This window comes from Cellulosimicrobium sp. RS, assembly GCF_046159675.1.
GTDB classification, from domain to species: Bacteria; Actinomycetota; Actinomycetes; order Actinomycetales; family Cellulomonadaceae; genus Cellulosimicrobium; species Cellulosimicrobium funkei.
The window spans coordinates 136681-158624 of record NZ_JBJXVU010000009.1 but is presented as its reverse complement, the minus strand read 5'-3'; the positions used below and the strand labels follow the sequence as shown (position 1 = coordinate 158624).

At 75.0% G+C, this 21944-nt stretch carries 21 protein-coding genes; 18 read left to right on the top strand and 3 right to left on the bottom strand.

Features of this window, described 5'->3' with window-relative positions; translation table 11 throughout:
• The first annotated feature begins 1 nt into the window (after nt 1).
• From ACI769_RS14805 to ACI769_RS14755, 11 genes are all read left to right on the top strand, one after another.
• Nucleotides 2–289 carry a hypothetical protein gene (locus ACI769_RS14805; RefSeq protein WP_009863765.1) on the top strand — a complete coding sequence of 96 codons (288 nt, stop codon included), beginning with the start codon at nt 2–4 and terminating at the stop codon, nt 287–289.
• Nucleotides 290–325: 36 nt separating this feature from the next.
• A complete protein-coding gene (locus ACI769_RS14800; protein ID WP_409141854.1) occupies nt 326–1216 on the top strand; it encodes an aminoglycoside phosphotransferase family protein in 891 nt (296 codons plus the stop codon).
• A gap of 173 nt (nt 1217–1389) precedes the next feature.
• Nucleotides 1390–1686 carry a lactococcin 972 family bacteriocin gene (locus tag ACI769_RS14795; RefSeq protein WP_085387211.1) on the top strand — a complete coding sequence of 99 codons (297 nt, stop codon included), beginning with the start codon at nt 1390–1392 and terminating at the stop codon, nt 1684–1686.
• A gap of 94 nt (nt 1687–1780) precedes the next feature.
• Nucleotides 1781–2407: a hypothetical protein gene (locus tag ACI769_RS14790; protein WP_409141853.1), complete on the top strand. Its 627-nt coding sequence runs from the start codon at nt 1781–1783 to the stop codon at nt 2405–2407.
• Nucleotides 2400–3431, top strand: coding sequence for a peptidoglycan-binding domain-containing protein (locus tag ACI769_RS14785; RefSeq protein WP_409141852.1), 1032 nt, complete (start codon nt 2400–2402; stop codon nt 3429–3431). The genes ACI769_RS14790 and ACI769_RS14785 overlap by 8 nt, the downstream gene beginning before the upstream one ends.
• Nucleotides 3428–4030 (top strand): ATP-binding cassette domain-containing protein, encoded by a 603-nt coding sequence (locus ACI769_RS14780; protein ID WP_409141851.1) that lies wholly within the window; start codon nt 3428–3430, stop codon nt 4028–4030. Before ACI769_RS14785 ends, ACI769_RS14780 begins: the two co-directional genes overlap by 4 nt.
• A gap of 74 nt (nt 4031–4104) precedes the next feature.
• Complete coding sequence (locus ACI769_RS14775) at nt 4105–5094, top strand: hypothetical protein (RefSeq protein ID WP_144722122.1); 990 nt, start codon at nt 4105–4107, stop codon at nt 5092–5094.
• A complete protein-coding gene (locus ACI769_RS14770) occupies nt 5091–6938 on the top strand; it encodes an AMP-binding protein (RefSeq protein ID WP_409141850.1) in 1848 nt (615 codons plus the stop codon). The genes ACI769_RS14775 and ACI769_RS14770 overlap by 4 nt, the downstream gene beginning before the upstream one ends.
• Before the next feature lie 256 nt (nt 6939–7194).
• Complete coding sequence (locus ACI769_RS14765) at nt 7195–8511, top strand: NAD(P)/FAD-dependent oxidoreductase (RefSeq protein ID WP_228485103.1); 1317 nt, start codon at nt 7195–7197, stop codon at nt 8509–8511.
• A gap of 123 nt (nt 8512–8634) precedes the next feature.
• Nucleotides 8635–9189, top strand: coding sequence for a PASTA domain-containing protein (locus ACI769_RS14760; protein ID WP_157446583.1), 555 nt, complete (start codon nt 8635–8637; stop codon nt 9187–9189).
• A gap of 111 nt (nt 9190–9300) precedes the next feature.
• Nucleotides 9301–9984, top strand: a complete 684-nt coding sequence (locus ACI769_RS14755; RefSeq protein WP_085387206.1) for an SDR family oxidoreductase — start codon at nt 9301–9303, stop codon at nt 9982–9984.
• A gap of 112 nt (nt 9985–10096) precedes the next feature.
• Here ACI769_RS14755 and ACI769_RS14750 read toward each other — a convergent pair whose 3' ends face one another.
• Nucleotides 10097–11887 (bottom strand): M28 family peptidase, encoded by a 1791-nt coding sequence (locus tag ACI769_RS14750; protein WP_409141849.1) that lies wholly within the window; start codon nt 11885–11887, stop codon nt 10097–10099.
• 222 nt (nt 11888–12109) lie between these two features.
• Here ACI769_RS14750 and ACI769_RS14745 point away from each other — a divergent pair, with 222 nt between their 5' ends.
• From ACI769_RS14745 to ACI769_RS14720, 6 genes are all read left to right on the top strand, one after another.
• Nucleotides 12110–13504 carry an exonuclease domain-containing protein gene (locus ACI769_RS14745; protein ID WP_409141848.1) on the top strand — a complete coding sequence of 465 codons (1395 nt, stop codon included), beginning with the start codon at nt 12110–12112 and terminating at the stop codon, nt 13502–13504.
• Entirely contained in the window at nt 13501–14466 is a 966-nt protein-coding gene (locus ACI769_RS14740; protein ID WP_409141847.1) for a hypothetical protein, read from the top strand. Before ACI769_RS14745 ends, ACI769_RS14740 begins: the two co-directional genes overlap by 4 nt.
• 102 nt (nt 14467–14568) lie before the next feature.
• Entirely contained in the window at nt 14569–15096 is a 528-nt protein-coding gene (locus ACI769_RS14735; RefSeq protein ID WP_085387202.1) for an Hsp20/alpha crystallin family protein, read from the top strand.
• 184 nt (nt 15097–15280) lie between these two features.
• Nucleotides 15281–15865, top strand: a complete 585-nt coding sequence (locus ACI769_RS14730; protein WP_061267845.1) for a hypothetical protein — start codon at nt 15281–15283, stop codon at nt 15863–15865.
• Nucleotides 15862–16995, top strand: coding sequence for an OmpA family protein (locus ACI769_RS14725; RefSeq protein WP_061267846.1), 1134 nt, complete (start codon nt 15862–15864; stop codon nt 16993–16995). The genes ACI769_RS14730 and ACI769_RS14725 overlap by 4 nt, the downstream gene beginning before the upstream one ends.
• Nucleotides 16996–17121: 126 nt before the next feature.
• Nucleotides 17122–17856, top strand: coding sequence for an excalibur calcium-binding domain-containing protein (locus tag ACI769_RS14720; RefSeq protein WP_409141846.1), 735 nt, complete (start codon nt 17122–17124; stop codon nt 17854–17856).
• A gap of 4 nt (nt 17857–17860) precedes the next feature.
• Here the strand turns inward: ACI769_RS14720 and ACI769_RS14715 are convergent, their stop codons facing one another.
• Complete coding sequence (locus ACI769_RS14715) at nt 17861–18358, bottom strand: heme-degrading domain-containing protein (RefSeq protein WP_074803454.1); 498 nt, start codon at nt 18356–18358, stop codon at nt 17861–17863.
• A 25-nt stretch (nt 18359–18383) separates the two neighbouring features.
• On the opposite strand from ACI769_RS14715, the gene ACI769_RS14710 reads away from it, so the two are divergent.
• A complete protein-coding gene (locus ACI769_RS14710; protein ID WP_232322689.1) occupies nt 18384–19754 on the top strand; it encodes an ADP-ribosylglycohydrolase family protein in 1371 nt (456 codons plus the stop codon).
• A gap of 39 nt (nt 19755–19793) precedes the next feature.
• On the opposite strand, the gene ACI769_RS14705 is transcribed toward ACI769_RS14710, so the two are convergent.
• Entirely contained in the window at nt 19794–21944 is a 2151-nt protein-coding gene (locus ACI769_RS14705; protein WP_409141845.1) for a fibronectin type III domain-containing protein, read from the bottom strand.

Here is a 21944-nt window from a genome sequence, read left to right as displayed (position 1 = left end):
CGTGCCGTCCTACCGCGTGACCCTCGCCGTCGGACTCCTGCACCCGGGCGCCGACCCCGAGGCCGTGCTGCCCGCGGCCGCCGCCGCGGCGCGCGCCCTCACGACCGTCGAGGCGTACGACGTCGGCGTCGTCCGCGGTGAGGCGCGCGTCACCGTGCGCTTCCTCGCCGACACGGACGCGTCCGCGCACGGTGTCGCGGACGCCGTGGAGGCGGGCGTGCGGGCCCACGCGGCGACGTCGGGCGGACGCCTGACCCGCCGCTGGGGAGCGCGCTGGCACCCCGCCTGAGCAGCGGCCGACGGCGCGTCGGTACCGTGGGCGCGCATGAGCGCCCCCGAGACCGCGATCACCGCCGACCTCGTCCGCGAGGCCCTCGCGGAGCAGCACCCCGACCTCGCCGGGCTGTCGCTCCGCGAGGTCGCGGGCGGCTGGGGGAACCAGATGTGGCGGCTCGGCGACGACCTGGCCGTGCGGGTGCAGCGCATGGACCCGACGCCGGAGCTCCAGCTCAAGGAACGGCGGTGGCTGCCCGTGCTCGCGCCGCGTCTGCCGCTCCCCGTGCCGACGCCGGTGCGGCACGGCGAGCCGTCCGCGCGTCTCCCGCGGCACTGGACGGTCATGACCTGGGTCCCCGGCGAGCCGCTGGACCACGGGACGATCACCCGGGGCGAGCACGCCGCCGACGCGCTGGCGGGATTCCTCCGGGCGCTGCACGTCGCAGCACCCGCCGACGCGCCGTCGTCCACGGACCGGGGCGCTCACCCCCGCGACGTCACGGACGGCTTCGAGGGGTTTCTGCGCGCCGTCGCCCCCGCGGACTCCGCCGCCGTCCGGTCCGTCTGGGCCGACGCCGTCGCGGCCCCTGCGTGGGAGGGTCCGCCCGTGTGGGTGCACGGGGACCTGCACCCCGCGAACGTCGTCGTCGCGGCCGGGACGCTCGCGGGCGTCGTCGACTTCGGCGACCTGTTCGCGGGCGACCCGGCCTGGGACCTCGCCGCCGCCTGGGTGCTGCTGCCCGCCGGCACCGCGGCGCGGTTCTTCGAGGCCTACGCGCCGGCCGACGACGCGACGGTCCGGCGTGCCCGCGGTCTGGCCGCGCTGAAAGCCTTCTTCCTCCTGCTCATGGGGCAGAACGGCGACCGCGGACTGCCCGGCGGCAAGGCCCACTGGGGTCCCGTGGGGCGCGCGGCGCTCGACCGCGTCCTGGCGGGCTGACGCGTCACCGGAGGTGACAGGGCTTCGGTCGGAGCGAGCCGCGCCGCACGCTCGGCAAGATGGCGACCTCCCGTGGTGACCACCTCGGCTCGTCCATATAACGGACATATCTCACCACTCCTGCCATCCGCACGATACTTCCTCGGACGGTTATCGCTTCAAGGGGGAATCTCGTGCGAAAGATCATGACGGCGGTCATCACCGCCACGCTCGTCGCTGGTGTCGCGCTCGGAGCCGCTGGCCCTGCCAGCGCGGCGATCAGCTACCCGTCCGTGGGCGGCACGTGGGACCACGGCGCCGACGCCAAGGACGTCTGGTCGCTCTACCACCACGGCTCCAGGGTCCACAAGGCCTCGACGTACGGGGACAACGGCCTCCGGAGCAGCGGCTGGGTTGCCGCGGGACTGTGGGCGAGACAGTGGGACGCGGTCCGCTTGTTCGGGAACAAGGCGTACTACGACGTCAAGTAGAACAGCTCGCGCGCTGCCGGTCGTCACGCTGACGCGACGACCGGCGGAGCGCGGGTCCGCTCGATCCCGACGAACGCCCAGCCACCGGAGAATCATGTCTCGATGCAAGGCGCCGCGGCTCTTCGCCGCGGCAGCACTCGCCGCGTTCTCGCCCCTCCTCGTCGCGTGCGGCACCTCGCAGTCCGCGGGGTCGAGCGCGGCCGAGGGTGCGGGGGCGGAGGTCCCCCTGTTCGACGGGCCCTACGCCGCCGAGTTCGCCGCGTTCTACGCCGACGCTGAGTCCGAGTTCGCCCGCCAGGCGATCGCCGACGAGGAGATCACCGACGCCGAGTACGCCGAGATGGAGGAGAAGTTCCGTACGTGCCTCGACGGCGAGGGCGTGACGTTCTCGGGCTTCGAGCCCGACGGCTCGTATGAGGCCTCACACCTGCCGGGCGGAGGCGATCCCTACGAGGTGGTGAAGGTGTGCGAGCGCGAGTCGGGGGCAGACACGGTCGGGGCGCTGCACGACATCATGGCGTCGAACCCGGCCAACCTCGACGTCCCGACCATCATGGCGGAGTGCCTCGTCGGCAAGGGGGTCGTCCCTGCCGCCTACTCCGCAGACGACTATGTCACGGACACGGAGGGCCGCTTCTCCGACCTCGCTGCTCTCACGACCGAGCTCCGGGACGCCCTGATGACGTGCTCGGACGACCCCCTGGGCCTGGCCGGTGGCTGAGCGCAGCCCTGCGAAGGCCGGACTGTGGGTGCTCGGGGGGCTGACTCTCGTCGCCGTCGGGATCGCCCTCGGTGCCGCGTGGGCCTCCCCGGCCGTCCCTTCGGCCCTGCGACCGCCCGCTCCCCTCACCACCTTCACCGTCCAGGCAGCCACGTTCGACGACGTCCGCTCCGTGCGGCTCGCCGTCGCCCGCGGCGAGGATTCAGGGCTGGTATCGCCCGGTAGCGGTCTCGTCACACGCTTCGACTGCCGTCCCGGCTCGGCCATCGAGTCCGGGACCGCGCCGCTCTGGCTCGACGACGCGCCGATCGTCGCGCTCGCGACGACGCTCCCCCTCTGGCGGGACCTTCCGGTCGGCGCCGAGGGCAACGACGTGCGGGCGCTGCAGGAGGAGCTGACGCGCCTGGGGCACCCCGTGGAGATCACCGGGACGCTCGGCAGGAAGACGCTCCGGGCGGTCAACACGCTCCTCGAGGACCTCGGTGCCCCCTCGGCACTCACCTCCGTCCCGCGATCCCGCATCCTGTGGATCCCCGGACCGTCGGTCACCCTCTCGGAGTGCTCGGCCACGATAGGGAGCCGACTCGAAGCCGGAGCAGAGCTCGCCGTCACGCCCGGCACGCTGGCCGAAGTCACGCTGCGCGACGGTGCGCCGTCCGACCTCGTCGCCGGCGCGCGCACGCTCCGCGTGGACGGGATCGACGTCGCGGTCGAGCCGCAGGCCCCCGTCACCGACCCATCGCTGCTCGCACGGCTCGACGCTGCGCCCTCGCTCCAGCAAGGAGGTACGGGCGACGAGGCCCCGGTCGGCCAACTGCGGTTGTCAGAACCGGTGGACGTGTCGGTCGTCCCACCGTCAGCGGTGATCACCGCACCGGACGGGACCAGCTGCGTGACCACAGGCGCCGTCCCGCACGCGGTGCGGGTCGTGGGATCCGAGCTCGGCCAGACGTTCGTGCTGTTCGACGGCATCCCGCCGACCGTCGTCGAGACGTCGCCCCGACAGGACACCCCGTGCGCGTGACCGTCTCCGGCCTCGGGCACCGCTTCCCCGGGCGACCGTGGCTATTCCGCGGGCTCGACCTCGACCTGCGGCCGGGACACGCCTACGCGCTGACCGGCCCGTCGGGGTCGGGCAAGAGCACCCTCCTCGGCCTGCTCGCCGGGTGGGAGGCGCCCAGCGAGGGCGTTGTCGCGCGAGAGGGCGTCGGGCGCACCGGGTGGGTGTTCCAGAACCCGCACGGGACGCCGCGGCGCTCAGCACACGACCACGTCGCGCTCCCGCTGCTCGTGCGGGGGCTGCACCCCCGGGAGGCGGATCGGCGAGCCGCTGACCTCCTCGGCAGGTTCGGGCTCGGTGGTGTCTCGCAGCAGCAGTTCCGACGCCTCTCGGGTGGGGAGGCGCAGCGCCTGATGCTGGCGCGAGCGATCGCATCGGAACCAGGACTCCTCCTCGTGGACGAGCCGACCGCCCAGCTCGACCTGCCGACCGCCCGCACCGTCAACGAGTCGCTCGATGCGCTGCGCTCACCCGGGACGATCATCGTCGTCGCGACGCACGACGCCGCGACCCGTGACGCGTGCTCGAATCACGTCGACCTGACGCTGCACGCCGCCGCATGAGACTGCGCTCGGTCCTCCGCGAGGCGTGGCGCAACGCTTCCACAGGTACGGCACGCTGCGGCACGCTGGCACTGGTGCTGATGGTCCTGGTCCTCACCACGCTGGGAGCTGAGATCTCGACCGTGGCCGCGGCCGAGAGGCAGGCCACGGAGTTCCGCGCCGCTGGTGCGTCGATTCTCACGATCTCGGCACCGGGCCGGGTCGACGCCGCGCGGTGCGAGTCGTTGCGCGATCTGCCCGGAGTGCACACGGCGGGTGCGCTCACCGTCCGACCGGACGAGTCCGTCGCCGCCGTCGCCCTTACCGGCGCCCCCATGCCTGCCGCGGACGCGAGCCCGGGGTTCCCTGCCGTCGTCGGTGCCACGACCGACGGGGGGCCGGGTCTGATCCTGACCGACGACGCCGCCGCGACGCTCGGCCTCGGGCTCGGCGACCGGCTCTCCGCGACGACCGGGTCGTCTCGCCTCGCGGGCACCTACACCTACCCCCGCGACGGCCGGCGGGACGGGTACGGCTATCTGGCGGTGAGCGTCACCGGGTACCGCGCACCGTTCGACGAGTGCTGGGTCGAGGCGTGGCCGATGACCACGGACCTGAACCCGCTGCTCTTCACCGTGCTCCGGCCGGGTGGTGGCGTCGACGACGTCCCCCAGGTGCAGCAGCTCAACTCCACGCTGGGTTCGGGGCTCGACGGCTTTGGGCTGTTCCACGAGCGCGCCACCCGGTTCGGCGGGCTCCTCGTCGGGCTGGTCGCCGTCGTCGTCGCCTTCGTCGCCGTGCGCGCTCGCCGAGTGGAGCTCGCCACGGCCCTTCACGACGGGATGCGACGACGTGACCTGTGGACGATCGTGCTGCTGGAGTCGGCTCTGTGGGCCGCTCCGGCGGTAGCGGTCGGGACGGCGTTCTCGCTCACGTGGTTCGGCCGGGACGGTGACCTGCTGGTCGGCACGGTCCTCGGTGCGCGCGTGGTCCTGTCCGTGCTGGCAGGTAGCGCGACAGGCGTCGCCGTCGCCCTGGCGACGACGCACGAGAAAGACCTGTTCGCCTACGCGAAGGACCGATGACAACACCGCTGCCGCACACAACCTACGCAACCGTAGGTTACGGTGGCGTAGTGAACACTCTGGCGACGAGGCCGTGGACCGACCGTTACGCCCCCGGCGTCCCGACGGACGTCGAGGTCCCCGACGAGCCGGTCACGGCCGCCCTCTACCGCGCGGCCGAGCGCTGGCCGGACCGCGTCGCGGTCGACTTCTTCGGCGCGACCACCACGTACGCGCAGCTCGTGGCGCAGGTCGAGCGCGCCGCGAGCGCCCTGCACGACCTCGGCGTCCGGCACGGCGACCGCGTCGCGCTCGTGCTGCCCAACGCGACGTCGCACGTCGTCGCGTTCTACGCCGTCGAGCGGCTGGGCGGCGTCGTGGTCGAGCACAACCCGACGTACACGGCCGACGAGCTCGCCCACCAGCTCGCCGACTCCGGCGCGAGCGTCGCGGTCGTGTGGACCAAGACGGTCCCGGCCGTGCTCGAGGCGCGCGCCCACGTGCCCGGGCTGCGGCGCGTCGTCGGGCTCGACATCGCGCGCGACCTGCCGCGCGGTAGCCGTCTCGCGCTGCGCCTGCCCGTCGCCCGGGCCCGCGCGCAGCGCGAGGCCCTGCGTTCGCCGCTCCCGGCCGGCGTGCCCGACTGGCACGACCTCGTCCGGCGCGCGCGGGCCCTCCCCCCGGCGCTGCCCCACCCCGCCGCCGACGACGTCGCCCTCCTGCAGTACACGGGCGGCACGACCGGCACCCCGAAGGGCGCGGTCCTCACGCACCGCAACCTCGTCGCCAACGTGGTCCAGGGCCAGGCGTGGGCGTCGTTCGAGGAGGGCGCCGAGACCGTCTACGGCGTGCTGCCCTTCTTCCACGCGTTCGGCCTGACGTTCTGCCTCACCCTGCCCGCGCGCGTCGGCGCGACCCTCGTCGCGTTCCCCAAGTTCGACCCGCAGGCGTTCGTCGCCGCCCAGGCACGGCGGCCCGCGACGTTCCTGCCCGGCGTCGCGCCCATGTTCGACCGCGTCGTCACCGCCGCGGCCGACGCCCCGGGCGCGGGCTCCGACCTCACCTCGATCCGCCTGGCCTTCGCCGGCGCGATGCCCATCACCGCGGAGACGGCGCAGCGCTGGGAGGACGCGACGGGCGGCCTGCTCATCGAGGGCTACGGCATGACCGAGACCTCGCCGATCTCGCTCGGCAACCCGTGCTCCGACGACCGTCGCCCCGGCACCCTCGGGCTCCCGTTCCCCAGCACCGAGATCCGCGTCGTCGACGCCGACGCGCTCGACGTCGGCGACCTGCGCGACGCCGAGCCGTCCGAGCCGTCCGACGACGGCGTCCGCACCGTGCGCGGCGAGCTGCTCGTGCGCGGCCCGCAGGTGTTCCGCGGCTACTGGAACCGGCCCGAGGAGACCGCCCACCAGCTGCTCGACGACGGGTGGCTGCGCACGGGCGACGTCGTGCGCGTGGCCCTCGACGGCCCCGACGCCGGCCTCGTCACGCTCGTCGACCGCATCAAGGAGATGATCGTCACCGGCGGGTTCAAGGTGTACCCGTCGCAGGTCGAGGAGCACCTGCGCGGGATGCCCGGCGTGCGGGACGTCGCCGTCGTGGGCGTGCCGGGCTCCGGCTCCGACGAGCACGTCGCCGCCGTCGTCGTGCTCGACGACGCGGACGACGCCGCCTCGCCCCCGCGCGTCGACCTCGCCGCCGTGCGCGAGTGGGGCGAGAAGCGCCTCGCCCGCTACGCCCTGCCCCGCACGCTCGCCGTCGTGCCGGAGCTGCCGCGCTCGCAGATCGGCAAGGTGCTGCGCCGTGTCGTCCGCGAGGACCTCCTGGGCCGCGACGACGTCGAGCACCACCGCTCCTGACCGCGACGCACACCCGCACGCCGAACGCGCGAGGTAGAGCCCCGGTCCGCCGAGGTAGAGGCATGGTCGCGACCACGCCTCTACCTCGCGCGACCAGGGGTCTACCTCGCGGGACCGGGGCTCGCCCTCGGGGGCCGGGCGCCTGTTCGGCGTGGGGGCGGGGTTCGCCGTAACCTGGCACACGTCGTCGGCGACGTCCGCGACGCAGTCGGGCGGGCACCGGCGCTCTCCCACCCCGTCGCCCCGAGGAGGCCACGTGCCCGAGCCCGTCACCGCTGCCCCCGCACCGGCAGCCGCCGCCCCCCTGCCGCACGTCGTGGTGGTCGGCGCCGGGTTCGCCGGGCTCGCCGTCGTCAAGGGGCTCGCGAAGGCGCCCGTGCGCGTGACGCTCGTGGACCGCCGCGTCTACAACACGTTCCAGCCGCTGCTCTACCAGGTCGCGACGGGCGGCCTGAACCCGGGCGACGTCACCTACTTCCTGCGCGGGCTGCGGCTCAAGCAGAAGAACGTGCGGGTCGTGCACGAGCACCTCGTCGGCATCGACCACGAGGCGCGCCGCATCCGCCTCCTCAACGACGAGTGGGTCGACTACGACTACCTCGTCGTCGCCAACGGCGTCACGGCCAACTTCTTCGGCACCCCGGGCGCCAAGGAGAACTCGTTCCCCATGTACTCGCGGTCCCAGGCCATGAAGATCCGGGACACGCTCTTCATCCGCCTCGAGAAGGCCGCGGCGAACCCCGGCAAGGACGAGGGGCTGCGGGTCGTCGTCGTCGGCGGCGGCGCGACGGGCGTCGAGGTCGCGGGGGCGCTCGCGGAGCTCCGCACCGCGGGCCTGCGACCCGCCTACCCGGAGATCCACGGCGACGCGTTCGAGGTGAAGATCGTCCAGCGCGGCGGCGAGGTGCTCAAGTCGTTCCACCCGAAGCTGCGCCGGTACGCGGCGGAGGAGCTGCGCCGTCGCGGCGTCGGCCTGCACCTGGGTGCCGGGGTCGCGGAGGTGCTGCCCGACGCCGTCGTCCTCACCGACGGCACGCGCATCCGCTCCGACCTCACGGTGTGGTCGGCGGGGGTCCACCCCCACGAGGAGGTCGACGACTGGGGCCTGCCGCGCGGCGAGGGCGGGCGCGTCGTCGTCGGCGACGACCTCCAGGTCGAGGGCCTGCCGGGCGTGTTCGCGGCGGGTGACATCGCGATCTCGCCCGCCGGGCTGCCGCAGCTCGCGCAGCCCGCGATCCAGTCGGGCGAGCAGGTCGCGCGGAACATCGAGGCGCTCCTCGCCGGGCGCCCGACGACGTCCCTGCGGTACTTCGACAAGGGCACGATGGCGGTCATCGGCCGGCGCGCGGCGATCGCCGAGGTCGTGGGGAGGCTGCGGCTCACGCGCGGCGTCGCGTGGCTCGCGTGGCTGTTCGTCCACATCATGGGGCTCATCGGGCCGCGCAACCGCCTCACGACGCTCGCCGGTCTGGTCACGCGCTACGGCTTCCCGTTCCACCGTCGGCCCATCCCGATCGTCGGCGACGTGCCGACCGTCCGGCCGCCGAAGCGCACCGGCACCGGGCGCCCCTGACGCCCGACGGCAGCCCGCGCGCGGGCCAACCGGGCACCCGTCGCGTACCCTCGATCACGCAAGCAGTTTCAGGGGGCAACCGGGGGCGGTGCAGTGGCAGGACGTATGACGGACCCGTCGGCGATGACGGACCGGACGAGCACCAGGAAGCACGACGACGGGACGCGCGACGCCGCGCGGCCGCGGGTCGTGGGAGCACCGCGACGCGCACGGGCGGTCGTGCTCGCCGTCGTGGCCGTGACCGCGCTCGCCGGGTGCCGCGTGGACGGGCTGCCGGGCGGCCCGGGGAGCCCGTCGCCGTCGCCCACGTCGCAGCCGACGACGACCCCCACCTCCGAGCCGACCGTCGAGCCGACGCCGGACCCGACCGGGGAGCCGACGGGCGGCCCCGGTGAGCCGGGCAGCTCGGACGGGGTCGAGGTCTCGGTCGAGATCGAGCCGGCGTTCTCCATGCCCAACCTCGTCGAGACGCGGCTCAAGCAGGCGCGTGCCGACCTGGAGAAGCGCGGGGCGGTGACGGTCGTCGTCGTCGACGCGCGCGACGCACGGGCCGGCGCCCTGCCCGGTGCGGCCAACGGCTGGACGGTGTGCGCGCAGGACCCGGAGGGCGGGGACCTCGTGCGCGCGTCGCAGACCGTGACGCTCAACGCCGCCCCGAACGCGAAGCAGTGCCCGTGACGCGCTCCTGACCGAGACCCGGCGCACCCGGGCCCGGGCCGCCCCGGGTGGCGGCGCGGACGGCGGCGGAGGACGGTGGACTCCCACTCTCCACAGACAGGAGTCCGCCGCATGAAGATCGCCCTCGTCGGTGCCCACGGCAAGGTGGGCCGGCTGCTCGTCCCGATCCTCGTCGACCACGACGCGACCGTCACGGGGATCGTGCGCGCCGAGGAACAGCTCCCGCTCGTCCGCCGGCTGGGCGGCGAGCCGCTCCTGCTCGACGTCGAGCACGCCTCGACCGAGGAGATCGCCGCCGCGCTCGACGGGTTCGACGCCGTCGTATGGTCCGCCGGGGCGGGCGGCGGGAACCCGGAGCGCACCTACGCCGTCGACCGCGACGCCGCCAGTCGCACCATGGACGCGGCCGTCGCGGCCGGGGTGCCGCGCTACGTCATGGTGTCGTGGATCGGGTCGGTGCCCGACCACGGCGTCGACCCCGACTCGAGCTTCTTCGCCTACGCCGACGCGAAGCTCGCCGCCGACGACCACCTGCGCGGCACCGACCTCGACTGGACCGTCCTCGGGCCGGGCACGCTCACCGACGACGACCCGACCGGGGCGATCCGCGTCGTCGGCGACGGCCCGGACGGCCTCGACGGCGCGGACGACGTGCCCGACGGCGCGGCCTCCCGCGTCTCGCGCGCGGACGTCGCGATGGTGGTCGCCCAGGCGCTGCGCACGCCCTCGACCGTGGGCCGGTTCATCCGCTTCACCGCGGGCGACACCCCGGTGCTCGAGGCGCTCGAGCGCTGACCGACCGCCCGCGCACCGCGCACGACGGGGCCGGGACCGCCCTCGCAGGAGGACGGTCCCGGCCCCGTGGGTGCACCGGCCGGTCAGGGCGCCGGCCGCAGCGTGCCGCGCGTCAGCCGCAGTCGATCGCGTCGTACGACACGTCGTACCGCTGGTACACCGGGTCGCCGCCGCGCCACTGGTAGGCCGCGACCGTCGCGGTGCCCGCCGCGACCGACGACGCACGCGTGCTGAACGACTGGTACGCGTTCTTGTCCGGCGCGAGGGCGCTGAACTTCTTCTCGCCGAACGGCGTGACGAGCCGGACGTCCGCGGGGGCGTCCTCGCCGTTGGCGCCGCGCACGGCGACGTACGCCGTGCCGTTGAGGCACCGCGCCTCCGCCTCGACGGCGTCGACGCGCGGGTTGCCCACGCCGTTGATCGCGAACGTGTCCTCGGACAGCGCCGCGACGGCGTGCCCGATGGCGCGCGACATGATGTCGAGCGCGGTCGCGTCGACGTTGTCGATCGTGTCCGCCGGCGAGTGGTAGTTCGGGTCGTAGAAGATGCCCTCGGTGCCGCCGAACATCGCGACCTCCTCGGCCGTCTTCGAGCCGTCCGCGCCGGTGAACAGGCCCGACGCCGGGACCCCGTTCTCGATGAACGCCTGGTAGTCGGAGCGGCCCGAGAACTCGGTGTCGACCCACGGCTGGTCGATGCCGTCGAAGTAGTCGGTGAACACCGCCTCCGTCTCGGCCGAGCCCGGCGGGACCTCGACCGGGGCCGGGTAGGTCGACTCGTTCGCGTCGTACACCCCGATGATGTAGTTCGGCGAGCCGACCATGTCGAAGTTGAGGTACGTCGCGATGTCGTCGAGCGCCGCCGGGTCGTTCGCGGCGAGGTCGCTCACGTAGTGGGTCGAGCCGCGCAGGCCGACCTCCTCGGCGCCCCACCACGCGAACCGGACCGCGTTCTCGACGTCCTGGCCACCGTCGGTCGCGGCCGCGAGCTGGACCGCGACCTCGAGGATCGCGGCGGAGCCGGAGCCGTTGTCGTTGATGCCCGGGCCGTCCTCGACGCCGTCGAGGTGCGCGCCGACCATGACGACGTTGTGGTCACGTCCGCCCGGGGTCTGGGCGAGCACGTTGAACGTCTCGAACTCCTCGACGTGGGTCTGCAGGTCGTAGGTCGCGACCGGCTCCGCGCCGCCCGCGATCGCGGCGAGGATCTGCTGGCCCGCGGCCTGCGTGATGCCCACCGTCGGGACCCAGGCGTCGTTCTCGGCACCGAGGGTCGGGCTCAGCGCGCCGTCGGTGTTGTTGTACAGGATCACGGCCGCCGCACCGGCCTGCGCCGCGTACAGCGCCTTGTCGGCGAACGGGCACGAGCCGCGGCTGATCAGCGCGACCGCGCCGCTCACGGCGACCCCGTCCCACGTGTCCGGGGTGCAGCCCTGGACGAGCGCGTCGGCGGGCTGCACGATCGGGCCCGTGACGCCGTCGTCCGGGGTGTCGGGCGCGAACTCGGCCGGGTAGACGTCCGACGTCACCTCGACGCCGGCCGCCGTGAGGGACAGCTCGTCGGTCTCCAGGTCCTCGAACGTGAAGTACTGGCGCTCGGGCTCGTAGCCCGCGGCCCGCAGGGCGTCCTCGACGTAGACGGCGCTCGCCTCGTAGCCGGGCGTCTCCAGCGCGCGGTTGCCGCCGTTGGCGTCCGCGATGTCCTGGAGGTCCTGGAGCCTCTGCATGACCGCGTCGCCGGTGACGAGGTCCTCGAGCGGGGGCGGGGCCGCGGCGGCCCGCAGGCTGCCGGCGGCCGTGCCGGACGCGGCGCCGAGAGGCTCGGCGCCGACGGGAACTGCGGTCAGCGCCGCGAGCACGAGGCCCGCTACCGCTGCGGACGGGACGATCGTTCGTGGTCTCACGCATCCTCCTCGACAGTGGCCCCCGCGGACCACCCCCGGTCGTGTCGGGGTGCGGCCGAGTCGCACACGAGACGCGACGCTGCGGAGGCTCGTGTGCTCGCGAGCGTATGCCTCCCGGGCCGTGCGCGGAACCCCCGGGCGGCACGAGCGTCAGGAGTTCACACGACCGTAACGGCCGTGGCGCCGGGGCAGGCCGTGGGCGACGTCGGGCAGACTGTGCCCGTGCCCGGATTCGCCGTCGTCGACCTCGAGACCACGGGGTTCTCCCCCCGCCTCGGCGACCGCGTCGCCGAGGTCGCGGTCGTCCTCGTGGACGACACCGGTCGCGTCGAGGACGAGTGGTCCACCCTGGTCAACCCCGAGCGGGACCTCGGGCCGCAGCACGTGCACGGGATCGCCGCGGCGGACGTCGCGCTCGCCCCGACGTTCGACCGCGTCGCGCCCGCGCTCCTGCGCCTGCTCTCCGGGCGCGTGCTCGTCGCCCACAACGCGGCGTTCGACACGCGCTTCCTGCGCGCCGAGATCGGGCGCGCCGGGATCGCCGCGGCCATCGACCCCGTCGCGTGCCTGTGCACGCAGCAGCTCGCGAGCCGCTACCTCACGGGCTCGCGGGCGCTGGCCGCGTGCTGCGCGGCCGTGGGCGTCGTGCACGACGGCGTCCACTCGGCCCTGGGCGACGCGCGCGCGACCGCGGGGCTGCTCGGGTACTACCTCGACGTCGCGGCCGACGACGAGTGCTGGGCCGTCGCGCGCGCCGCGGCGGACGGCGTCCGCTGGTCGCTGCCCGCCGCCCTGCCCGGCGCGGAGCCGGTGCTGCGCGGCGCGAGCCGCGCCCGCGGGCACTGGCTCGCGGCGCTCGCGGACCGTCCCGCCCTTCCGGACCCGTCCCCGCCCGGCGCCCCGGGAGCGGAGGCGCGGCGCGACGTGAGCACGTACCTGCGCCTGCTCGACGACGCGCTCCTCGACCGCTACGTCTCGCACGCCGAGCGGGCCGCGCTGCTCGCGGAGGCCCGGCACGCCGGGCTCGACCGCGCGACGATCGAGACCCTGCACCGCGACTACCTGGCCGCGCTGGCCCGCGCCGAGCTCGACGCGCTCGACGGGACGACCGCCGCGGGCGACCGGGACGACGGCGCGGCGATGCGCGGCGACCCGGCGCTGCACGAGGTCGCGGGGCAGCTCGGCCTCGACGCCGACGACGTCGCGGGAGCGGTCGAGGCGGCGCTCGGGACGCGCCTGGTCGACGCGGTCGCGGACGTCGGGGCCCCGGGTGCCGCAGCACCGGGCGCCGCCGTCCTGGGCGCCACGGTCCCGACCCGGCCCGCGTTCGTGCTCGACGCGGGCGACGAGGTCGTGCTCACCGGCTCCATGTCGCGGACGCGCGAGGCCTGGGAGCGCGACGTCCGCGCCGCGGGCCTCTCCCCCTGGCCCTACGTCACACGCCGCACGCGGCTCCTCGTCGCCGCCGACCCCGACTCCCTCTCGACGAAGGCGCGCACCGCGCGCCGCTACGGCGTCCCGGTCGTCACCGAGGCGGCGTTCGCGCGCCTGCTCGCCGCGCACGAGGGCGCGAGCGGGCGCACGCCCGAGCCCGGGGTGCGACGCTGGGCGTCATGAGCACGCGCAGGACGACGAGCGCCGCGACCGAGGAGGCCGGCCAGGACGCGGTCGACGTCGACGCGCTCGTCGACGACCTCTTCGCGCTGCCGCTCGAGCAGTTCGTCGTGGCGCGCACGGCCGCCGCGAAGCGGATCAAGGCGTCGGGCGACGCGGTCGGTGCGGAGCGCGTCGGCCGGCTCACGAAGCCGACGGTGGCGGCGTGGGTCGTGAACCAGGTGGCGCGCGAGCGGCCGGACGACGTCGCCGCGCTCGTGAGCCTCGGGGACGAGCTGCGCGACGCGACGGCCGACCGCGACCGCACCCGCCTGCGCACGCTCGACCGGCTGCGGCGCGAGCGGGTGGAGCGCGTCGTCGGGGAGGTCCGCGACGCGGGCGAGATCGCGGGCCGGGCGGTGTCCGGGACGGCGGTCGACCGGCTCGCGGAGACCCTCACGGCAGCGGTCATGGACCCGGACGCGGGCGCGCTCGTCCGGGCGGGCCGGTTGTCGCAGGCGCTCCAGCACGTCGGGTTCGGGATCGTCGACGAGGGCGGCGAGCCGGCCGACGTCGTCGAGCTGCGCGCGCGCACGGGCGCGCACGCGGACAGCGGCGGGACGACCGACGGCGACGAGGAGCCCCCGGCCGGCGCCGAGGAGGACGCCGAGGCCGCGGCCGAGCGCGAGGTCGAGGAGAGCGCGGCCGAGGTCGACCGGCTGGAGGCCGAGCGCGACGACGCCGACGCCCGCGCGCGCGAGGCGGGGGACGCCGTCGGGCAGGTGGAGGACGAGCTCGCCCGCGTCGAGGACGAGCTCGCGCGGCTCGCCGACGAGCGCGAGGCGCTGCGCGCCCGCCTGAGCGACGCGCGGGACGCGGAGTCCGCCGCGCGGGAGGCGCTCGGCGCGGTCGACGAGCGGCTCGACGCCGCCGAGGAGCGCGCCGCGTCCGCGCGCAAGGCCCGCCGGGCGGCGCGCCGCCGCTGAGCCCGTTCGTCGTGCGCGAACTCGGGACTGAGCGGGGCACGCTCAAGGTTGCACAGGTCAGACGCCACGGCCCCCGTGGCACGACCGACCTGGAGGACCACCATGATCAGCACCTACACCGTGGCGCCGTTCCGTCCGCTCCCCACCGAGCGGCTCGTGCGCCAGCTCTGGACGCGCCCGTCCGGCGCGGGCGTCGCCCCGACGGGCTTCGCGCCCGCCGCCGACGTGTACCGCGAGGGTGACGACCTCGTCGCCCGCTTCGACCTGCCGGGCGTCGACCCGGAGCGCGACGTCACCGTCGAGCTCGAGGGTCGCCGGCTCGTCGTCCGCGGCGAGCGTCGTGACCAGCGCGTCGTCGAGGCCCCGGCGGACGAGGCGGCCGACGACGCCGAGCAGGCCGAGGGCGAGCAGCCCGCGACGAGCACCGACGAGGCGGCCGAGGTCGCCCCGGCCGCGCGCCGCGTCCGCGAGGTCCGGTTCGGCGAGTTCCGCCGCACCGTCACCCTGCCGAAGACGGCGGAGGCCGACGCCGTCCGCGCGTCCTACGACGCGGGCGTGCTCACCGTGACTGTCGCCGGCGTGTTCGCCGGCCGCGCTCCTCAGCGCATCGAGGTCACCCGCGCGGCCTGACGCCGCACCGCCGGCGCGACGCCCGGCGTCGCGCCGGCCCTCCTACCCGGCCGCGCACGCCCCTGCGCGGTCGGACGGCGGGGCCGGCACCCTCGTGGTGCCGGCCCCGTCCGACCTCCGGATGGGGACCTCTCCCCCTGTCCGGTGGCCGACGGGAGCCGCGTGTTCGGCTAACCTCCGTGCCATGACGAGCCTCCGGAGACCGCGCTCGACCCTGCCTCGCACGCGGTGGTCGACGCTGCGACGCCGCGCCCTCGTCGGCGCCCTCGGCCTCACCGCCGCCCTCAGCCTGGGCGCGTGCACGGGAGAGGCCGAGGACGGGCCGACTCCTGTCGTGGTGGGTGCCGCCGAGTACGAGCCGATCCTCGAGACGCGCCTGCCGGTCCCGGGGTCGGCGGAGGACGAGGTCACGCTCGGCCTCGTGTCCCTCGTCGCGGACGGCTCGACGGTGGAGCTCCGCGTCCTCATGACCCCGCACTTCGCGGGCGACGACTCCGCCGAGACGTACTCGGTGTACGACATGCTCGGCAAGGACCACAACCCGCGGATCGTCGACGTCGGTGCGCTGACGCAGTACGACGTCGTCTCCGCGTCCGGGCAGAAGCTCTCGACGGACCCCGTCACCGCGGACACCGTCAACGGCAGGCCGCTGCTCTACCAGGCATGGTTCCCCCGCCCGGAGGGAGAGCCCCGCACCGTGGACGTCCGTCTCCACGACGCCTGGCCCGCCTTCGAGGACGTGCCCGTGACCTGGGAGAGCGAGGAGTGAGGCGCCGTCACGCGACGGCGGCCGGTGCCCTGGCGGTCGCGCTCGTGCTGGGTCCGCTGTCCGGCACCCCGGCCGCGGCGAGCGAGGACGAGCAGGGCTTCGACCCGGGCGTCGACCCGCTCACCCTCGACGACCTCGGCGGCGCGCCCGCCCGGGAGGACCTCGACCGTGCGACGACCCGGTTCGACCCGGGGGTCGCGACGACGTTCGAGCTCGCCGGTGCCGTCACGTCGCTCGAGTACGTCGAGGTCGAGGCGGACGAGGTGGTCGTCACGCTCGAGACCGACGTCCTGTTCGACGTCGGCTCGGCCGAGCTCTCCCAGGCCGCCGTCGAGCGCGTGCAGGAGATCGCCGCCGAGCTGCCCGACGGTGTGACGGCGAGCGTCGCCGGGCACACCGACTCGGTGGGCGAGGAGGCGGACAACATGGACCTCTCGCAGCGGCGCGCGCAGGCCGTCGTCGACGCTGCCGCGACGGTACGACCCGACGTCACGTTCGAGGCGCAGGGGTACGGGGAGACGCGCCTCAAGGTCGAGGAGGGCGGTGACGACGTCGCGGACGACCGTGCCCAGAACCGCCGTGTCGAGCTCCGCTACTCCGGGACGACCCCGGGCGAGCGCGGCCTCGAGGTCGAGGAGCACGAGCTCGATCCCGTCACCGCGGAGCTCGTGCCGGGCGACCGCCCGCGCGTGGAGCCCGTGACGGACACCGAGCCCGTCGTCGAGAAGACGGTCGTCGTCCCGAACGAGGACGGCCGCCAGGAGGAGGTCCGCGTCGGCATCGAGCCGATCGTGGTCCGCGGATCTCTCATGCGCCTGCGCCTCCAGCTCACGCCGCTCGGCCCTGTGGACGGTGACGAGGAACGCATCAGCGTGTACGCCATGACGGGTGCAGGAGAGCTGCACCCGTCGGCCGTCGACCCCCGCGCGCTGGTCTCGTACGCACCGGTCCGCGGCAGCGGGGCACGCGAGCTCGAGACCGAGCCGCTGTTCGCGCGGACGAGCGTCGGACGCACGGTGGGCTACGAGGTGTACCTGCCGCGCCCGCTCGACGCGTCGCTCGAGTCGCTGTACGTGAACGTCGTCCCGACGTGGCCGACGTTCGAGGACGTCCCGATCCGCTGGGACTGACGTCCCTTTCACCCCGTCAGGCCCTCCCCGAGGCGGCTGACACCACGTTAGCGTTCACCTCACGCCCCCCGGGGTTCGGTCCTGCCCGTCGACGTCGACGCGGTGACCGCGAGACGAGGACGACGCATGGCCCTGAGATTCAACGCCCCTCCCGGCTGGCCCGTGGCCCCCGGAGACTGGCGCCCCGAGCCGGGCTGGGCCCCGGACCCTGCCTGGCCGTCCGCGCCGGAGGGATGGACGTTCTGGGTCGAGGACACCACCACCGCACCGTCGTCCGGGGCCACGCGGCCTCGACGCGGGCGCCGGGCGGCCCTGCTGACCGCAGCGGGCGTCGCTCTGTTCGTCGTCGGGCTGCTGGTCGGGCAGGGCAACTCCGGCCGGGCGCTCGACGAGGCGAGGACCCTCGTCGCGCAAGCGGCGGACGACCAGGACGCGGTCGAGGGCGAGCGCGCCGAGCTGGACGCCGAGCGGACCGCGCTCGAGGAGCAGACCGTCGCCGCGCAGGCGACCCAGGCCGAGCTGGACGAGCGGGCGACGGCGCTCCAGTCGTCGGAGGCCGAGGTCACGGCGCGCGAGGGCGCGGTCGCGACCGTCGAGGCCGAGCTGGCGACCCGGGTGACCGACGTCGAGGGTCGTGAGGCCGCTGTCGCCCAGGCGGAGGCGACCGCCGCGGCGGCCCGCTCGGCCCAGCAGACCCGTCCCAGCGCACCGGCGGGCGTCGCCGACACCGGCGGCAGCACGTCCACGTACTACCAGAACTGCGACGCGGTGCGGGCCGCCGGCGCGGCCCCGCTGCTCCGCGGCGAGCCGGGCTACGCCCCCAAGCTCGACCGCGACGGCGACGGCGTGGCCTGCGAGTAGGTGGTCAACCCTCGGCCGCGCCCGCGCGGCCGAGGAACGACCGCAGGGCCTCGGTGACGAGCGCGTGGTCGTCGCCCTGGGCGAGCCCGGACACGGTGACGACGCCGACGATCCCGACGCCCTCCACGCGGACGGGGAACGCGCCGCCGTGCGCGGCGTACTCCTGGAGCGGGAGGTCGTGCTTCTCGTTGAACGACGTCCCCGTCGCCCGGGCCCGCAGGCCCACGAGATACGACGACGCCCCGAACCGCTCGACGACCCGCACCTTGCGCTCGACCCAGGTGTCGTTGTCGGGTGTCGTGCCCGCGCGTGCGGCGTGGAACACCTGCTGCGGCCCCTTGCGGACGTCGATCGTCACGGGCAGGTCGCGCTCGTCGGCGAGTTCGACGAGGAGGCAGCCGAGCCGCCACGCGTCGTCGTGCGTGAACGTGCGGAGCACGAGGTCGCGCTCGTCCGCCTCGACGGAGGCGACGAGGGCGGCGAGGTCGTCGGGCGTCGTCATGCGGTCATCGTGGCACGATCGCGACGTGACGACGACGCCCGTTCCCCGCCCGGCACCCCTCGACCCGCTCGACCACGGCCTGCTCGACCGCGCGTCGGGCGTGCTGCTCGCGCAGGCGGCGGGCGACGCGCTCGGTGTGCCGTACGAGTTCGCGCAGCCGCCCGGGCCCGGGCACCGGGACGAGGTCGCGGTCATGCGCGGGGGCGGGCTCGGACCGTACGCGCCGGGCGAGTGGAGCGACGACACGCAGATGTCGGTGTGCGTCGCGCGCGTGACGGCGGCGCACGACGTCCTCTCCCCCGTGCCCGACGCGTTCGGGGCGACGCCGCTCGACGACGTCGCCGCCGCGTTCGAGGCGTGGCGCACCGGGGGCGCGTCCGACGTCGGGACGCAGACGGCCGCGGTCCTGCGCGACGCCGCCGCCCGCCGGGGTCCCGCCGCCGCACGGCTGCGCGAGGCGTCCGCGGCGCTGCACGCGGCGACCGGCCGCACGGCGGGGAACGGCGCGCTGATGCGGACGGGCGTCGTCGGTCTCGTCGCGCTCGGCGACCGGGACGCGACCGCCCGCGCGGCGCGCGCCGTCGCGTCGCTCACGCACACCGACCCGCTCGCCGCCGAGTCGTGCGTGCTGTGGTCCGAGGCGGTACGCGTCGCGGTGACGGAGCAGCGGCTCGACGTGCGGGCCGGTCTCGACCTGCTCGACCCGGAGTCCGCGGCGCGCTGGTCGGCGCGGATCGCGGACGCGGAGTCCGCCCGGCCCGAGGCCGACCTCCGGCAGAACGGTTTCACGGTGACCGCGCTCCAGGCGGCGTGGCGCGCGATCGCGACGACGTCCCCGCCCGAGCGCTCGCGGTTCGCGGGCCGGGACCACCTGGCGGCGGCGCTCCAGGCCGCGGTCGCCGTCGGCGGCGACACCGACACCGTCGCGGCGATCGCCGGGAGCCTGCTCGGCGCGCGGTACGGCGCCCGCGCGGTGCCCGACGAGTGGGCGACCGCCGTCCACGGCTGGCCCGGGATCGACCGCCGCGTGCTCACGGCGCTGGCGCGCCGCACCGCCCAGGACGGCCTCGTGCGCTCCGAGGCGCTCGTCCTGCCCGACGGCGACGCGCGCCCCGTGCAGCACTGCCCGCTGTGCGGGACGCTGCTCCGCGAGAACCCGCGCTACCCGCGGCACGTGTGCGGGTGGTGCGCGCAGGACGTCACCGACGAGGAGGGCCGTCCCGTCGTGCTGGCGAACGCGACCATCACGGGCGGGTACACCGCGCAGCGCCCGGACGGATCGCCCGCGTCGGCCGACGTGCTCGCGGGGCGGGTCTGGATCGACGGCGTCGCGCTCCGCGCGCAGGAGGCGCGGTTCGGCGGGGTCGTCGTGCAGCCGCTCGACGACCCCGCCTGAGCCGGCAGCGCGTTCGCGCCACCGGAAGGACGAGCGGCCTCAGCCGCAGGAGACCGCCGGGAAGGCGACGTCCTGGGCGGAGGAGGCGCCGCCGTCGGGCAGGGTGCCCGTGACGGTGACGGACCCGGCGTCGGCCGCGACCGCCCGCGTCGAGAACGACTGGTACGCGGCCTTGCCGGGCGCGACCGCCGCGACCGTGCGCGTGCCGAACGGCGTCGCGAGGGTGACGTCGGCCGGGATGTCACCGGTGTTCGTCGCGCGGACCGCGACGTACGCCGTGCCCGCGAGGCAGCGGGCGCTGGTCTCGACGGCGAGCGCGGGGCCCGCCTCGTCCTCGCGCTGGAGCGTCACCCGGTCGACCACGCGCTGCGACCCGGTCGCGTACGTGGTGACGGTGAGCGACGTGGGCGTGACGTCGAGGTCGGAGTAGCTGGCCTCGCGCGACTGCTCCCAGCGCGCCGTCCACGGCTTGGCGCCGTCGAAGTCGTAGAACTTCGAGCCCGACGACGAGTTGCCCGTGAGGTAGAGGACCTGGTCCTCCTCCGGGGTGAGCACGTCGCCCTCGGCCGGCGCCGCGGCCGGGACGACCGGCGTCGCGCCCTCCATGAGGTACGAGCGGGTGTAGATGTGGTCGTGGCCCGCGAGGACGAGGTCGACGCCCAGGTCGCTGAAGACGGGCGACAGGGCCTCGCGCATGCGCACCACGTCGGTGTCGCGCGAGTGGAACGCCTGGCTGTAGAGCGAGTGGTGGAACGTCACGACGACCCAGTCGTACGCGTCGCCGTGCGTGCCGACCACGTCGCGCAGGAACGCCTCGTGGCCGGCGATCTGCGTCGTGGACGAGTCGTTCGAGTCGATCGCGACGACGAGCACGTTGTTGTACGCGTACCAGTAGTCGCGGCGCTGCTCGGCCGAGAGGTTCGGCATCGCGTAGTGCTGGTCGTAGAGCGCCGACGCGGTGTCGTGGTTGCCGTCCTGGACGGCGAAGCGCAGCTCGCGCATCTGGCGCGGCGCGAGGAAGCCCGCGTACTGCTGGCTGCTGCCCGCGTTCTCCACCTGGTCGCCCGCGGAGATGAGGAACGCCGTGTCCGGGTGTCGCTCGGTCATGGTGTCGAGGTTGGCGGCCCAGCGCGCCGCGTCGTTCGCGGCGTTGCCGCTCGCCCCGATCTGGGCGTCGCCGACGAACAGCGCGGAGAACTCGTCCCCGAACGTGCCCGTCGTGAAGGTCGACGGCGCGGACCAGCCGGTCGCCGCGCTGCCCACGCGGTACACGTACGCCGCGTCCTCCTCGAGCCCGGTGATCGTGGCGTGGTGGTACGTCGCGCCGTCCGCGGCCGCACCACTCCGGGACGACGACGTCGGGGCCGTCCGCCAGTCGACCTCGCCGCCCGTCTCGTCGGCTCGGGCCCACTGCACCTCGCCCGCGCCGGGCAGCGTCGAGAACCACGCGACGTTGGCCTGCGTCTCGTCCGCGCCGACGTTCAAGGCGACGTCGCGGACCTCGCCGTGCGTCGGGACGAGCGAGCGGACGTCGAGGTAGATGTCCGAGCTCGTCGGCGCGTCCTGGTAGAGCGCGACGGAGATCGTGTTCTCGCCGGGCTCGAACGCGTCGGCCGGGACGACGAACGTGCCCGTCACCGGGTCCGTGCGGCCGTTGCCGTGGTACTGGAGGTTCTCGGTGATCTTCCGGTCGTCGTCGCCGAGGCGCACGACCTCCTCGCCGTTCACGTAGACGATCGCGGCGTCGTCGTAGACGATCTCGCCCTCGAACGCCGGGACGCCGTCGAGGTCGGCCGCGGTGAGCTCCACGTCGGTGCGGAAGAAGAACGTGGGGACGTCCGTCGTCGTGCCCTCGATGTACTGGGTGAGGAGCGTCGTGATCGGGAAGGCGGCGCCGATACCCGTCGCTGCGCCGCGCTTCGCGCCGAACGCGCCCGTCGCGGACTTCCACGCGGAGTCGTCGAAGGCGGTGGTCGTCCACACGCGCTGGTCCGCGGCGGATCCCGCCGGGTTCGTGTTGTCGTCGAGGTAGCGCCAGGTCGTGCCGGACGTCGAGAGCAGGGACTCGTCGGCGGCGGCCGTCGAGGTCGCGGTCGCGGCGACGAGCGCCGTGCCGACGAGCGAGACGGCGAGCGCCGACGCCGCCGCGCGCGCGAGCGCGCCGGGCAGCCGGGAGGCGTGCGGGTTCAT

Bases quoted from the DNA above. Each gene is read 5' to 3' on its own strand.
- ACI769_RS14760 (WP_157446583.1), top strand. From the start codon at position 8,635: ATGACGGACCGGACGAGCACCAGGAAGCACGACGACGGGACGCGCGAC.
- ACI769_RS14790 (WP_409141853.1), top strand. From the start codon at position 1,781: ATGTCTCGATGCAAGGCGCCGCGGCTCTTCGCCGCGGCAGCACTCGCC.
- ACI769_RS14715 (WP_074803454.1), bottom strand. From the start codon at position 18,358: ATGACGACGCCCGACGACCTCGCCGCCCTCGTCGCCTCCGTCGAGGCG.
- ACI769_RS14735 (WP_085387202.1), top strand. From the start codon at position 14,569: ATGATCAGCACCTACACCGTGGCGCCGTTCCGTCCGCTCCCCACCGAG.
- ACI769_RS14755 (WP_085387206.1), top strand. From the start codon at position 9,301: ATGAAGATCGCCCTCGTCGGTGCCCACGGCAAGGTGGGCCGGCTGCTC.
- ACI769_RS14770 (WP_409141850.1), top strand. From the start codon at position 5,091: ATGACAACACCGCTGCCGCACACAACCTACGCAACCGTAGGTTACGGT.
- ACI769_RS14720 (WP_409141846.1), top strand. From the start codon at position 17,122: ATGGCCCTGAGATTCAACGCCCCTCCCGGCTGGCCCGTGGCCCCCGGA.
- ACI769_RS14740 (WP_409141847.1), top strand. From the start codon at position 13,501: ATGAGCACGCGCAGGACGACGAGCGCCGCGACCGAGGAGGCCGGCCAG.
- ACI769_RS14705 (WP_409141845.1), bottom strand. From the start codon at position 21,944: ATGAACCCGCACGCCTCCCGGCTGCCCGGCGCGCTCGCGCGCGCGGCG.
- ACI769_RS14800 (WP_409141854.1), top strand. From the start codon at position 326: ATGAGCGCCCCCGAGACCGCGATCACCGCCGACCTCGTCCGCGAGGCC.
- ACI769_RS14730 (WP_061267845.1), top strand. From the start codon at position 15,281: ATGACGAGCCTCCGGAGACCGCGCTCGACCCTGCCTCGCACGCGGTGG.